Genomic DNA, 14,067 nt, shown 5'->3' with positions numbered 1-14,067 from the left:
ATGTGGCCCGGGTGTGATCGGCGGGTGTCCGCCGGTGACGCGGGGATGTGCCGGCCTCTCCCCGGCCGGGTGCACCGCTGCGCGGGAGCCGCTGATGCCCGGTAGCCGTACCGGGCGGCCGCCCGCGCAGCGGCGCGTCACCAGGCCCCCCGCCCCCCGCGCACCGCGCGAGAACCCCCTGCGCACCTTCTACACGCGCGCGCGGAAGGCCTGGGACCGGCCGCTGACCGCGTACTACCTGATCCTCGGCGGCAGTCTGCTGATCACCGGGCTCGGTCTGGTGATGGTCTACTCGGCCTCCCAGATCACCGCGCTGCAGATGTCGCTGCCGGGTTCCTTCTTCTTCCGCAAGCAGTTCCTGGCCGCCGCCATCGGCACCGCACTGCTGCTGACCGCCTCCCGGATGCCGGTGAAGCTGCACCGGGCGCTGGCCTACCCGATCCTCGCCGGAGCCGTCTTCCTGATGGCCCTGGTGCAGGTGCCCGGGATAGGGATGGCCGTCAACGGCAACCAGAACTGGATCTCGCTCGGCGGCTCCTTCCAGATCCAGCCCAGCGAGTTCGGCAAGCTCGCGCTCGTGCTGTGGGGCGCCGACCTGCTCGCCCGCAAGCAGGACAAGAAGCTGCTGACCCAGTGGAAGCACATGCTGGTGCCGCTCGTACCGGTCGCCTTCCTGCTGCTCGGGCTGATCATGCTCGGCGGCGACATGGGAACGGCGATCATCCTGACGGCGATCCTGTTCGGCCTGCTGTGGCTGGTCGGCGCCCCGACCAGGCTGTTCGCCGGTGTGCTGTCCGTCGCCGCCCTGATCGGCGTGATCCTCATCAAGACCAGCCCGAACCGCATGGCACGGCTCGCCTGCATCGGCGCCACCGAGCCCCGCTCGGGCGGCGCCGACTGCTGGCAGGCCGTGCACGGCATCTACGCCCTCGCCTCCGGCGGAATCTTCGGTTCGGGGCTCGGCGCGAGTGTGGAAAAATGGGGCCAACTCCCTGAAGCCCACACCGACTTCATCTTCGCCGTCACCGGCGAGGAACTGGGCCTCGCGGGGACGCTGTCGGTGCTCGCCCTGTTCGCGGCTCTAGGCTATGCGGGTATCCGCGTGGCCGGACGCACGGAGGACCCCTTCGTGAGGTATGCCGCGGGAGGCGTGACCACCTGGATCACGGCCCAGGCCGTGATCAACGTCGGTGCGGTGCTCGGCCTGCTGCCGATCGCCGGCGTCCCCCTCCCGCTGTTCTCCTACGGAGGGTCCGCCCTGCTGCCGACCATGTTCGCCATCGGGTTGCTGATCGCCTTCGCGCGCGACGAACCCGCTGCGCGGGCGGCGCTAGCGATGCGGCAACCTCGCTTTGGTAGAAAGCGGGCGGGAGGCCCCGGGCTCGGCCGGGGGCCTCGGAGATGGAACACGATGCGACGGCGTGCCTCGGCGGCGCGCACGTCCGGAGAGCGGTGAATTTCGGTGCATGTCGTACTCGCCGGTGGGGGGACCGCCGGCCACATCGAGCCCGCGCTCGCCCTCGCGGACGCCCTGCGCAGGCAGGATCCGACCGTGGGGATCACAGCCCTGGGCACGGAGCGTGGCCTGGAGACCCGGCTCGTACCGGAGCGGGGATACGAGCTCGCGCTGATCCCCGCGGTACCGCTGCCGCGCAAACCCACCCCTGAGCTCATCACCGTCCCGGGTCGGCTGCGCGGCACGATCAAGGCCGCCGAGCAGATCCTGGAGCGCACCAAGGCAGACGCCGTCGTCGGCTTCGGCGGGTACGTGGCCCTGCCCGGCTACCTCGCCGCCAAGCGCCTCGGTGTGCCCATCGTGATCCACGAGGCGAACGCCCGCCCCGGCCTCGCCAACAAGATCGGCTCGCGGTACGCCGCCCGGGTCGCCGTCTCCACCCCCGACAGCAAGCTGCGTGACGCCCGCTACATCGGCATCCCGCTGCGCCGCTCCATCGCCACGCTCGACCGGGCCGCCGCCCGCCCCGAGGCCCGCGCGATGTTCGGGCTCGACCCGAACCTGCCCACGCTGCTCGTCTCCGGCGGCTCCCAGGGCGCCCGCCGCCTCAACGAGGTGGTCCAGCAGGTCGCCCCCTGGCTCCAGCAGGCCGGGATCCAGATCCTGCATGCGGTCGGCCCGAAGAACGAACTGCCACACGTCCAGCAGATGCCGGGAATGCCCCCTTACCTCCCGGTACCGTATCTGGACCGGATGGACCTCGCGTACGCCGCGGCCGACATGATGCTCTGCCGCGCGGGCGCGATGACCGTCGCCGAACTCTCCGCCGTCGGGCTCCCGGCCGCCTACGTTCCGCTGCCCATCGGCAACGGCGAGCAGCGGCTCAACGCCCAGCCGGTGGTGAAGGCCGGCGGCGGCCTCCTCGTCGACGACGCGGAACTGACGCCCGACTGGGTGCGGGGGAACGTCCTGCCGGTGCTCGCCGACCCGCACCGGCTGTACGAGATGTCCCGCGCCGCCGGTGAGTTCGGCCGCCGGGACGCCGACGACCTGCTCGTCGGCATGGTGTACGAGGCGATCGCCTCGCGCCGTTAGGCACGTGTGACGAAAGGGCTGGGAACGTGGCCGGACCGACGACTGCGGAACGCGGGGACCGTCAGCAGAAGTCGTCCGGCCCGCCCCTCGTCCGAAGGTTCCGGCCGCGCCGGCTTCGTACGATCATCATCTTCGCGATCGCGCTCGTCCTCCTGGGTGCGGGCAGCGTCTGGGTGTTGTACGGCTCGCAGTGGCTGCGCGTGGAGCGGGTGTCCATCTCCGGTACGCGCGTCCTGACCCCGGCGCAGGTGCGTGAGGCCGCCGACGTCCCGGTCGGGGAACCGTTGATTTCCGTCGACCTCGAGGCGATCGAGGCCCGGTTGCGCCAGAAATTGCCCCGAATTGACACCATTGACGTGACCCGTTCCTGGCCTCATGGAATCGGACTGAAAGTGGTCGAGCGCACTCCGGTTCTGATTGTCCGAAAAGGCGAAAAGTTCATCGAAGTGGACGATGAAGGTGTCCGTTTCGCCACGGTTTCCGAGGCCCCGAAAGGCGTGCCCGCGTTGGAATTGGCCATCTCCTCGTCGGGCTCGGCCACCGCGAGTCTGCGGCGCTTCGGCGAGGACCGGCTGGTGCGCGAGGCCGTCCGGGTCGCCGGCGCCCTTCCGGCCGCCGTCGCGCGGGAGGCCGGGGCCGTCAAGGTGCGCTCCTACGACGACATCTCGCTGGAGTTGAGCGGCGGGCGGACCGTCGACTGGGGAAGCGGCGAGAAAGGTGCCACCAAGGCCCGTACGCTCAGCGCTCTCATGAAAGCCGCCCCGGATGCGCAACACTTCGACGTCAGCGTTCCCACCGCCCCGGCGTCATCGGGAAGTTGACGCACATCCGCGCAGGCCAGCACCCTGGTTGGGCAGTGACACGGCTGATCACATAGGGTGAAAAGAAAAACGGGAGGTTCGGCGTGTTCGTTGAACGGGCGCCACTTGTCGACTTAGTGTCCGTTCAGAAGACTCCAGGGAACAGACACACTGGTAACCCTAAACTTCAGCGTTAGGGTTCGGGTCGGCGCTACGGACCGTCCCATTCGGCATCAGTCGTCGCATCGCGAAGCGCAGCGCGTTCTTGTGATCCGACGACCCGTAACTCGAGGCGAGAGGCCTTCGACGTGGCAGCACCGCAGAACTACCTCGCAGTCATCAAAGTCATCGGTGTCGGCGGCGGTGGTGTCAATGCCATCAACCGGATGATCGAGGTCGGTCTCAAGGGCGTCGAGTTCATCGCCATCAACACCGACGCGCAGGCGCTGTTGATGAGCGACGCCGACGTCAAGCTCGACGTCGGCCGTGAACTCACCCGCGGACTCGGCGCCGGAGCCAACCCGGCCGTGGGCCGCAAGGCCGCCGAGGACCACCGCGAGGAGATCGAGGAGGTCCTCAAGGGGGCCGACATGGTCTTCGTGACGGCCGGTGAAGGCGGCGGCACCGGCACCGGCGGCGCCCCCGTGGTGGCGAACATCGCCCGCTCCCTCGGCGCCCTCACCATCGGCGTGGTCACGCGCCCGTTCACCTTCGAGGGACGGCGGCGCGCGAACCAGGCCGAGGACGGCATCGCCGAGCTCCGCGAAGAGGTCGACACCCTCATCGTCATCCCCAACGACCGGCTGCTGTCGATCTCGGACCGCCAGGTCTCCGTCCTCGACGCCTTCAAGTCGGCCGACCAGGTTCTGCTCTCCGGTGTCCAGGGCATCACCGACCTGATCACCACGCCCGGTCTGATCAACCTCGACTTCGCCGACGTCAAGTCGGTCATGTCCGAGGCCGGTTCGGCCCTCATGGGCATCGGCTCGGCCCGCGGCGACGACCGCGCGGTGGCCGCGGCCGAGATGGCGATCTCCTCGCCCCTGCTCGAGGCGTCCATCGACGGCGCCCGGGGCGTGCTGCTCTCCATCTCCGGCGGTTCCGACCTCGGCCTGTTCGAGATCAACGAGGCCGCCCAGCTGGTCAGCGAGGCCGCCCACCCCGAGGCCAACATCATCTTCGGCGCGGTCATCGACGACGCCCTCGGCGACGAGGTCCGGGTCACCGTGATCGCGGCCGGCTTCGACGGGGGCCAGCCGCCCGCCAAGCGGGACAACGTCCTCGGCTCGTCCTCCGCCTCGGCCCGCCGCGAGGAGCCCACTCCGGTCCGGCAGCCCGAGAGCCGCCCGACCTTCGGCTCGCTCGGCAGCGTGACCCCGAAGGAGGAGCCGGAGCCCGCGCCGGAGCCGGTGGCCGACATCCCGGCCGGCCCGCCGGTCCCGCCGTCGCGGACCTATGACAGCGCGGCCGAGGAGCTGGACGTACCGGACTTCCTGAAGTGATAGGACAGCGCGAAAGCGCGAGCGGCGCGCACTTCGCCTTCACCGACCGGTGGGGCGGGGTGAGCGCCGCTCCGTTTGCGGAGCTCAACCTCGGCGGCGCGGTCGGCGACGACCCCGAAGCCGTAAGGAACAACCGGGAACTGGCCGCGAAGTCGCTCGGCCTCGACCCCACCCTGGTCGTCTGGATGAACCAGGTGCACGGCAACGACGTCGCCGAGGTCGACGGGCCGTGGAGCACCGATCCTGTTCCCCAGGTCGACGCACTGGTGACGGCCACGCGCGGACTCGCCCTCGCCGTGCTCACCGCCGACTGCGTGCCGGTCCTGCTGGCCGACCCGGTCGCCGAAGTGGTCTCCGCGGCCCACGCCGGCCGGCCCGGCATGGTCGCCGGGGTCGTCCCCGCCGCCGTACGGGCCATGGTGAAGCTCGGCGCCGACCCGTCCCGGATCGTCGCCCGCACCGGACCCGCCGTCTGCGGCCGGTGCTACGAGGTGCCGGAGGCGATGCGCGCCGAGGTCGTCGCCGTCGAACCGGCGGCGCACGCCGTGACGAGGCGGGGCACGCCCGCCGTGGACGTCGCCGCCGGAGTGCACGCGCAGCTCGACCGGCTCGGGGTGCGCGACCGGGAGCAGTCGCCGGTGTGCACACTGGAGTCGGATGATCACTTCTCCTACCGCCGCGACCGCGCCACGGGGCGACTCGCGGGATATGTCTGGCTGGGCTGATGGGACATGACGGACCGTAAGGGCGAACTCGCCGGAAACCTGGCGCAAGTCGAGCAGCGGATCGCCGCCGCGTGCGCGGCCGCCGGTCGCAAGCGAGAAGAAGTGACCCTCATCGTGGTCACCAAGACCTACCCGGCGAGCGATGTGCGGGCCCTGTCCGAACTCGGTGTGCGGCACGTCGCCGAGAACCGCGACCAGGACGCGGCGCCGAAGGCCGCCGCATGCTCGGATCTGCCCCTTGCCTGGCATTTCGTCGGCCAGTTGCAGACCAACAAGGTGCGATCCGTGGTCGGTTATGCGGATGTCGTGCAGTCCGTCGATCGCTCCAAGCTGGTGACGGCCCTGTCGAAGGAGGCCGTACGGGTCGGGCGCGAGGTCGGCTGCCTCCTCCAGGTCGCACTCGACGCCGGCGAGAGCGCGCGGGGTGAGCGGGGTGGCGTGGCGCCCGGCGGCATCGCGGAGTTGGCCGACCTCGTGGCCGGGGCTCCGGGGTTGCGGCTCGACGGACTGATGACGGTCGCGCCCCTCACCGGTGAGTACGCGGGACGCCAACAGGCGGCCTTCGAGCGACTGGTGGATTTGTCGACCGACCTGCGCCGGACCCATCCGGCTGCGAACATGGTGTCGGCAGGGATGAGTGCGGACCTCGAGCAGGCTGTGGCGGCCGGAGCGACACATGTGCGCATCGGCACCGCGGTACTCGGAGTCCGCCCCAGGCTCGGGTAACGTCGCCAAGAAGTCGGACCACAGCAGAAAATATGGTCATTACCGTCGAAAGGCGGACTTAAGGGCCACGTGGATCGCGGGACTTGGTAGTCGTCAGCCGATCCACCACAGAGCGGAGGACCAAGAGCATGGCCGGCGCGATGCGCAAGATGGCGGTCTACCTCGGCCTCGTGGAGGACGATGGGTACGACGGCCGAGGTTTTGACCCGGACGACGACTTCGAACCCGAACTGGACCCGGAACTCGAGCGGGACCACCGACGGCATGAGCCGTCTCACCAGTCGCACAGTGCACACCAGTCCCAAAGGGACGAACCGGTGCGAGTGGTACAGCCTTCGATGCCGCGCGACCCGGTGCCCCATTCCGCTTCGCTCGCCGCGGAATCCGGGCGCCCGGTGCGCATCGCGCCCGTGGCATCCATCACACAAGAACGCGCAAGCCTGGAGAAGAACGCACCGGTGATCATGCCCAAGGTCGTGTCGGAACGAGAGCCGTACCGGATCACCACACTTCACCCCCGGACCTACAACGAGGCCCGTACCATCGGGGAACACTTCCGTGAAGGCACGCCGGTGATCATGAATCTGACTGAGATGGACGACACAGATGCGAAGCGACTTGTCGACTTTGCGGCCGGTTTGGTGTTTGGTCTTCACGGCAGTATCGAGCGGGTGACGCAGAAGGTGTTCCTGTTGTCGCCTGCTAACGTCGATGTCACGGCGGAGGACAAGGCCCGCATCGCAGAGGGCGGGTTCTTCAACCAGAGCTGAGACGCACGACTGGAAACAGCAGTACACGGCAGCAAGACGGCAGTACGTGAGCAGGGGAGAGGGAAACACCGATCATGAGCGTGGTCCTGGATGTCATCTACATCGCGCTGATGGTGTTCCTCATCGTGCTCATCTTCCGGTTGGTCATGGACTACGTCTTCCAGTTCGCCCGTTCGTGGCAACCCGGCAAGGCGATGGTGGTCGTTCTGGAGGCCACCTACACTGTCACCGACCCACCGCTCAAGCTTCTGCGGCGGGTGATCCCGCCGCTGCGTCTCGGGGGCGTGGCGCTCGACCTGTCCTTCTTCGTACTGATGATCATCGTCTACATCCTGATCTCGATCGTGAGCCAGGTGTGAGTCGATGTGAACTACCGTCTTGCCGAATGCCGACGACTACGTTGAGGTGAAGAGATGCCGTTGACCCCCGAGGACGTGCGGAACAAGCAGTTCACGACCGTCCGCCTCCGAGAAGGCTATGACGAGGATGAGGTCGATGCCTTCCTCGACGAGGTCGAAGCCGAACTGACCCGCCTGCTCCGCGAGAACGAGGACCTGCGCGCCAAACTGGCCGCGGCCACGCGCGCTGCTGCCCAGAACCAGCAGAACATGCGCAAGCCCCCGGAGCAGGATCAACAGCAGGGCGGCATGCCTCAGCAGGGTGGTATGCCCCAGCAGGGCGGTATGCCTCAGCAAGGTGGTATGCCCCAGCAGGGCGGTATGGGCCAGCAGGGTGGTATGCCTCAGCAGGGCATGCGAGGTCCCGGCGCTCCTGTGCCCGCCGGCATATCGGGCCCGCCGCAGCAGCAGATGGGTGGCCCCATGGGTGGCCCGCCCCAGCTGCCGAGCGGTGCCCCGCAGCTGCCCGCCGGTCCCGGCGGTGGTCAGGGCGGTCCTCAGGGTCCCGGCCCGATGGGTCAGGGTCCGATGGGTCAGGGCCCCATGGGTCAGGGCCCGATGGGTGGCCAGCCCCCGATGCAGCAGCAGATGGGTGGCCCGATGGGCGGCCCCATGGGCGGTCCGATGGGCGGCCCCGGTCAGGGTCCCGGTGGCGACAGCGCCGCCCGTGTCCTCTCGCTGGCCCAGCAGACCGCCGACCAGGCGATCGCCGAGGCCCGCTCCGAAGCCAACAAGATCGTGGGCGAGGCGCGTTCGCGTGCCGAGGGCCTCGAGCGTGACGCCCGTGCCAAGGCCGACGCCCTGGAGCGGGACGCACAGGAGAAGCACCGCGTCGCCATGGGCTCCCTGGAGTCCGCCCGTGCCACGCTGGAGCGCAAGGTCGAGGACCTGCGCGGCTTCGAGCGCGAGTACCGTACGCGCCTGAAGTCGTACCTCGAGTCCCAGCTGCGCCAGCTGGAGACCCAGGCCGACGACTCGCTCGCCCCGCCGCGCACCCCGGCCACGGCCTCTCTGCCGCCGTCCCCGGCGCCTTCCATGGCTCCGGCCGGCGCCAGTGCCCCGTCGTACGGCGGCAACCAGGGCATGGGTGGTGCGCCGGGTCCCGCCGCCCCGTCCTACGGCGGTCAGCAGCAGATGACGCCCGCGATGACGCAGCCCATGGCGCCGGTGCGGCCGCAGGGTCCGTCGCCGATGGGCCAGGCTCCCTCGCCGATGCGTGGGTTCCTGATCGACGAGGACGACAACTGACGGTTGGAGTACCACTGACGGTTGGTAGTACGCCTTAGGCGTCGGCAGCGTTCAGGGCGAGGCCCCGGAATTTCATCCGGGGCCTCGCCCTTTTTACGCGTGTTGCGTCCGAACACGGTTGACCAGGGGCGACGATCAGGTACGACGAAGGCCCGGCCTCCTCGAGGGGAGACCGGGCCTTCGTGTTGCCGGCTACGCCTTGCGCAGGCGGAACGTCAGCGTCAGGCCCTCGTCGGTGAACGGGGTGCCGTAGGTGTCGTCCGCGTCGCCCTGGGCGCTGTGCTCATTCAAGAAGGCCGTGGCGAGGACCTCGTCGGCGATCAGGCCCGCGTGCTCGGTCAGTGCCTCGGTGACGGCCGGGTCGGTCGCGGCCCAGCGCAGTGCGATGCGGTCGGCGACGTCGAGGCCGCTGTTCTTGCGGGCTTCCTGGATCAGGCGGATCGCGTCACGGGCGAGGCCGGCGCGACGGAGGTCCTCCGTGATCTCGAGGTCCAGGGCGACGGTCGCACCCGAGTCGGAGGCGACGGACCAACCCTCGCGCGGGGTCTCCGTGATGATCACCTCGTCCGGGGCGAGGGTGATCGTCTCACCGTCGACCTCCACCGACGCCGTGCCCTCGCGCAGGGCCAGGGACAGCGCCGCCGCGTCGGCGTTCGCCACGGCCTTCGCCACGTCCTGGACGCGCTTGCCGAACCGCTTGCCCAGGGCGCGGAAGTTGGCCTTCGCCGTCGTGTCGACCAGGGAGCCGCCCACCTCGGAGAGGGAGGCCAGCGACTCGACGTTGAGCTCCTCCGTGATCTGCGTGTGCAGTTCGGGGGAGAGGGCGGCGAAGCCGGTGGCCGCGACCAGGGCGCGCCGCAGGGGCTGGCGGGTCTTCACACCCGACTCCGCGCGCGTGGCACGGCCCAGCTCCACCAGGCGACGCACCAGCACCATCTGCCTCGACAGTTCCGGGTCGATCGCGGACAGGTCCGCCTCGGGCCAGGCCGACAGGTGCACCGACTCCGGGGCGCCCGGGGTGACCGGCACGATCATGTCCTGCCAGACCCGCTCGGTGATGAACGGGGTCAGCGGGGCCATCAGCTTGGTGACCGTCTCGACGACCTCGTGCAGGGTGCGCAGCGCCGCCTTGTCGCCCTGCCAGAAGCGGCGCCGTGAGCGACGCACGTACCAGTTGGAAAGGTCGTCGACGAACGCCGACAGCAGCTTGCCGGCGCGCTGGGTGTCGTAGGCCTCCAGGGACTGGGTGACCTGGTCGGCCAGCGCGTGCAGTTCGGACAGCAGCCAGCGGTCCAGCAGCGGGCGGTCGGCCGGGGCGGGGTCCGCCTCGGACGGGGCCCAGCCGGACGTGCGTGCGTACAGGGCCTGGAAGGCGACGGTGTTCCAGTAGGTGAGGAGCGTCTTGCGGACGACCTCCTGGATCGTGCCGTGGCCGACGCGGCGGGCCGCCCAGGGGGAGCCGCCGGCCGCCATGAACCAGCGGACCGCGTCGGCGCCGTGCTGGTCCATGAGCGGGATCGGCTGCAGGATGTTGCCCAGGTGCTTGGACATCTTGCGGCCGTCCTCGGCGAGGATGTGGCCGAGGCACACGACGTTCTCGTACGACGTCTTGTCGAAGACCAGGGTGCCGACCGCCATCAGCGTGTAGAACCAGCCGCGGGTCTGGTCGATGGCCTCGCTGATGAACTGCGCCGGGTAGCGGGACTCGAAGAGTTCCTTGTTCTTGTACGGGTAGCCCCACTGCGCGAACGGCATCGAACCCGAGTCGTACCAGGCGTCGATGACCTCGGGCACGCGCGTGGCCGTCTTGCGGCACTTCGGGCAGGCGAAGGTGACGTCGTCGATGAACGGGCGGTGCGGGTCCAGCTCGGACTGGTCGGTGCCGGTCAGTTCGGTCAGCTCCGCGCGGGAGCCGGCGACGGTGAGGTGGTCGTCCTCGCAGCGCCAGATCGGCAGCGGGGTGCCCCAGTAGCGGTTGCGGGACAGGGCCCAGTCGATGTTGTTGTTGAGCCAGTCGCCGTACCGGCCGTTCTTGACGTTCTCCGGGAACCAGTTGGTGTTCTCGTTCTCCTGGAGGAGGCGGTCCTTGATGGCGGTGGTGCGGATGTACCAGGACGGCTGTGCGTAGTAGAGGAGCGCGGTGTGGCAGCGCCAGCAGTGCGGGTAGCTGTGCTCGTACGGCAGGTGCTTGAAGAGCAGGCCGCGGTTGTTCAGGTCGTCCGTGAGCGCCTCGTCCGCCTTCTTGAAGAAGACGCCGCCGACCAGCGGGACGTCCTCCTCGAAGGTGCCGTCGGGGCGGACGGGGTTCACGACCGGCAGGCCGTAGGCGCGGCAGACCCTGAGGTCGTCCTCGCCGAAAGCGGGGGACTGGTGGACCAGACCCGTACCGTCCTCGGTCGTGACGTAGTCGGCGTTCACCACGAAGTGGGCCGCTTCGGGGCTGTGCCCGTTGGTTCCCTCGCCGACGCTCGGGAACTCCACGAGCTCGAACGGACGTTGATAGGTCCAGCGCTCCATTTCGGCGCCGGTGAAGGTCTGGCCGGTGGGCTCGAAGCCCTCGCCGAGCGCCTTGCCGACGAGCGGCTCGGCGACGACGAGCTTCTCCTCGCCGTTCGTCGCGACGACGTAGGTGACCTCGGGGTGCGCGGCGACGGCCGTGTTGGAGACCAGCGTCCACGGGGTCGTCGTCCACACCAGGAGCGCGGCCTCGCCCGCGAGCGGACCGGAGGTGAGCGGGAAACGGACGTACACGGACGGGTCGACGACCGTCTCGTAGCCCTGCGCCAGCTCGTGGTCGGACAGGCCGGTGCCGCAGCGCGGGCACCAGGGGGCGACGCGGTGGTCCTGGACCAGCAGGCCCTTGTTGAAGATCTCCTTGAGCGACCACCAGACCGACTCGATGTACTCGGGGTCCATCGTGACGTAGGCCTCTTCGAGGTCGACCCAGTAGCCCATGCGGGTCGTGAGCTCTTCGAAGGCGTCGGTGTGGCGCAGTACGGAGTCGCGGCACCTGGCGTTGAACTCGGCGATGCCGTACGCCTCGATGTCCTTCTTGCCGCTGAAGCCGAGTTCCTTCTCGACCGCGAGCTCCACCGGGAGGCCGTGGCAGTCCCAGCCGGCCTTGCGGGCTACGTGGTAGCCGCGCATGGTGCGGAAGCGGGGGAAGACGTCCTTGAAGACGCGGGCCTCGATGTGGTGGGCGCCGGGCATGCCGTTGGCGGTGGGCGGGCCCTCGTAGAACACCCACTCGGGGCGGCCCTCGGACTGCTCCAGGCTCTTGGCGAAGATCTTCTGCTCGCGCCAGAAGTCGAGCACCGCGTGCTCGAGCGCGGGCAGGTCGACCTGGGCGGGCACCTGGCGGTACGTCGGCGTTGTCATCAGCGAGCTTCCTCCGGCGGACTTGCTGCCTTCCGTCGGAGGGACGAGAGCTTTCTTTCCTGTCTACGCCATGTGCGGCGCGCTCCCGCGGTACCACCCTCCTTGGCTCGCCCGGGTGCCCTGCGCACCGGTGAGCCCCCTCATTGGGGTCGCGATGCCGGTTCTACTCGCCTTGGCCGATCAGCCGTGGCTTTCCTCCGGCGGCTCCGGGGTGATCTTCACGTCGCGCTCGCCCCCGGGCTTCCACCGTCCCCGGGTCGCTCTGGGCTGCGTACGGCGCTACTCGTCCCCATCCACGCTTTTTCGCTCCGCCCAGTGTACGGCGCCGCGCGGACACGGGGGGACCGGTTTTTCGGGGCCCGGGCCGCCGGGCGTGCGGGAGGCGGGGTGCCCCGAATGGAGCGGTACGCCTGTTCGGATGCTGGGACCGTGAGCTCGTCGGATTACCCGGCGGGGAGCTGGGCACAACGCAGGCAGGCTTGTCGCGTGGCACTCGCGGGGCGGGCGAATCGGGCGGCGTGCCCCGTTGCCGCGGGACTCAAGTCGATTTATCGTCCCAGCACGATTCGCGAGCAAGATCACAATATGTGAAGGGGCCGCGGCATGGTGGGTAAGAAGACCGCCGTACAGCAGTCGGCGTCGGGCAGGTCCACGCGTGCCAAGGCCTCCGGCGGTGCGGCGAAGGATGTGGACGGGAAGAAGAGCACCCAGGCAGGTACCGGGGTGGCTCGTGGGGCGCGTGCGGCTCGTGAGGCGGAGCCGGCGACGCCGGTGAAGAGCGTGCGGGCGGTGCGGTCGGCTGCCGCCGGGGCCGCGCGGGAGTCGGCGGCCGGGAAGGCGACGGGCAAGAAGGCGGCTGCGGCTGTCAAGAAGGCCACGATGGAGACGGCCACGACGGAGACGGCCACGACGGAGACGGCCACGACGGAGACGGCCACGACGGAGACGGCCACGACGGAGACGGCTGCGGGGAAGACGGCTGCGGGGAAGACGGCTGCGGGGAAGACGGCTGCGGGGAAGACGGCTGCGGGGAAGACGGCTGCGGGGAAGACGGCTGCGAAGAAGGCAGCCCCTGCCAAGACCTCCGCTACGAAGACACCCGCCGCCACGAAAGCCGCCGCGAAGAAGGTGACCGCGAAGAAGGTGGCCGGCAGGAAGGCCACCACCGCCGGGAAGCGGGCGGCCGTCGAGGTCGTGGAGGAGAAGGCGGTGGCCGGGAAGAAGGCCGGCGCGGCGAAGGCGGCCGGGAAGAGGGCCGGGGCTTTGAAGGCGGCCGGCGGGGAAGAGGTCGCCACAGCGGGTGCGGCAGTCGGGGTGAAGGGTGCCGTTGGGAAGGGCGGTGCGGGCAAGGGCGGCTCCACGAAGGGTGCGGCCAAGAAGAGCACGTCCAAGAAAGTGGGCGCGGCCCAGGCCGCGAAGCAGACGGGAGCCACGAACGTGGTTGCGAAGAAGACTCCTGGCACGGCCACGGCGGCGCAGAGCGCGGTACCCAAGGCACGGGTCGCCGCGGTGGAGCCGGGCGAGCTCGCGGTGCGCCCCGGTGAGGACCCCTGGACGCCGGAGGAGGTCGAGGAGGCGCGGACCGAGCTGCTGTCCGAGGGGAAGCGGCTGCGCGAGGAGATCGCCTCGTCCGAGGCGTCCCTGGTGGGCCTCATGCGTGACTCCGGTGACGGCGCGGGCGACGACCAGGCGGACACCGGCACCAAGAACATCACGCGCGAGCACGAGATGGCGCTGGCCGCCAACGCGCGCGAGATGCTGATCCAGACCGAGCGAGCCCTGGAACGGCTGGACGCGGGCACCTACGGCCTGTGCGAGAACTGCGGCAACCCCATCGGCAAGGCCCGGATGCAGGCCTTCCCGCGGGCCACGCTGTGCGTCGAGTGCAAGCAGAAGCAGGAGCGCCGGTACTGACCTGCGGTATCCGGCGAGTCCTCGCGCGGGGCGTGCCGTACCCTCGTCCTCAGTC

Annotated in this window: 11 protein-coding genes; 10 read left to right on the top strand and 1 reads right to left on the bottom strand. The window is 69.7% G+C overall.

The annotated features are described in order from the left end of the window. Positions 1-94 precede the first annotated feature (94 nt). The 9 genes from ftsW to ACFYWX_RS14700 all read left to right on the top strand — a co-directional run bounded on the left by ftsW (position 95) and on the right by ACFYWX_RS14700 (position 8,720). A complete protein-coding gene (ftsW, locus tag ACFYWX_RS14740; RefSeq protein ID WP_389424371.1) occupies positions 95-1,456 on the top strand; it encodes a putative lipid II flippase FtsW in 1,362 nt (453 codons plus the stop codon). Between the two features lie 6 nt (positions 1,457-1,462). Further along, positions 1,463-2,551: an undecaprenyldiphospho-muramoylpentapeptide beta-N-acetylglucosaminyltransferase gene (gene murG / locus ACFYWX_RS14735; RefSeq protein ID WP_389424370.1), complete on the top strand. Its 1,089-nt coding sequence runs from the start codon at positions 1,463-1,465 to the stop codon at positions 2,549-2,551. A gap of 26 nt (positions 2,552-2,577) precedes the next feature. After that, the gene (locus tag ACFYWX_RS14730; RefSeq protein WP_389424369.1) at positions 2,578-3,372 is read left to right on the top strand and encodes a cell division protein FtsQ/DivIB; all 795 of its coding nucleotides are present in this window, start codon (positions 2,578-2,580) and stop codon (positions 3,370-3,372) included. Between the two features lie 287 nt (positions 3,373-3,659). After that, a complete protein-coding gene (gene ftsZ / locus ACFYWX_RS14725) occupies positions 3,660-4,853 on the top strand; it encodes a cell division protein FtsZ (RefSeq protein WP_389424368.1) in 1,194 nt (397 codons plus the stop codon). Further along, the gene (gene pgeF, locus ACFYWX_RS14720) at positions 4,850-5,578 is read left to right on the top strand and encodes a peptidoglycan editing factor PgeF (RefSeq protein ID WP_389424367.1); all 729 of its coding nucleotides are present in this window, start codon (positions 4,850-4,852) and stop codon (positions 5,576-5,578) included. The genes ftsZ and pgeF overlap by 4 nt, the downstream gene beginning before the upstream one ends. A 6-nt stretch (positions 5,579-5,584) precedes the next feature. Beyond that, positions 5,585-6,304, top strand: coding sequence for a YggS family pyridoxal phosphate-dependent enzyme (locus ACFYWX_RS14715; RefSeq protein ID WP_389424366.1), 720 nt, complete (start codon positions 5,585-5,587; stop codon positions 6,302-6,304). Between the two features lie 128 nt (positions 6,305-6,432). After that, complete coding sequence (locus tag ACFYWX_RS14710; RefSeq protein ID WP_389424365.1) at positions 6,433-7,074, top strand: cell division protein SepF; 642 nt, start codon at positions 6,433-6,435, stop codon at positions 7,072-7,074. Positions 7,075-7,148: 74 nt separating this feature from the next. Next, on the top strand, positions 7,149-7,433 hold the full coding sequence (locus tag ACFYWX_RS14705; RefSeq protein WP_133926931.1) for a YggT family protein: 285 nt from the start codon (positions 7,149-7,151) through the stop codon (positions 7,431-7,433). Between the two features lie 54 nt (positions 7,434-7,487). Then, positions 7,488-8,720, top strand: a complete 1,233-nt coding sequence (locus ACFYWX_RS14700; RefSeq protein ID WP_389424364.1) for a DivIVA domain-containing protein — start codon at positions 7,488-7,490, stop codon at positions 8,718-8,720. Positions 8,721-8,912: 192 nt separating this feature from the next. Here ACFYWX_RS14700 and ileS read toward each other — a convergent pair whose 3' ends face one another. Further along, positions 8,913-12,098, bottom strand: coding sequence for an isoleucine--tRNA ligase (ileS, locus tag ACFYWX_RS14695; protein WP_389424363.1), 3,186 nt, complete (start codon positions 12,096-12,098; stop codon positions 8,913-8,915). 879 nt (positions 12,099-12,977) lie between these two features. On the opposite strand from ileS, the gene ACFYWX_RS14690 reads away from it, so the two are divergent. Beyond that, positions 12,978-14,012 carry a TraR/DksA family transcriptional regulator gene (locus ACFYWX_RS14690; protein ID WP_389424410.1) on the top strand — a complete coding sequence of 345 codons (1,035 nt, stop codon included), beginning with the start codon at positions 12,978-12,980 and terminating at the stop codon, positions 14,010-14,012. Positions 14,013-14,067 lie beyond the last annotated feature (55 nt).

This window comes from Streptomyces sp. NPDC002888 (assembly GCF_042888465.1).
GTDB lineage: Bacteria > Actinomycetota > Actinomycetes > Streptomycetales > Streptomycetaceae > Streptomyces.
This window is presented reverse-complemented; position numbering and strand designations above follow the sequence as displayed.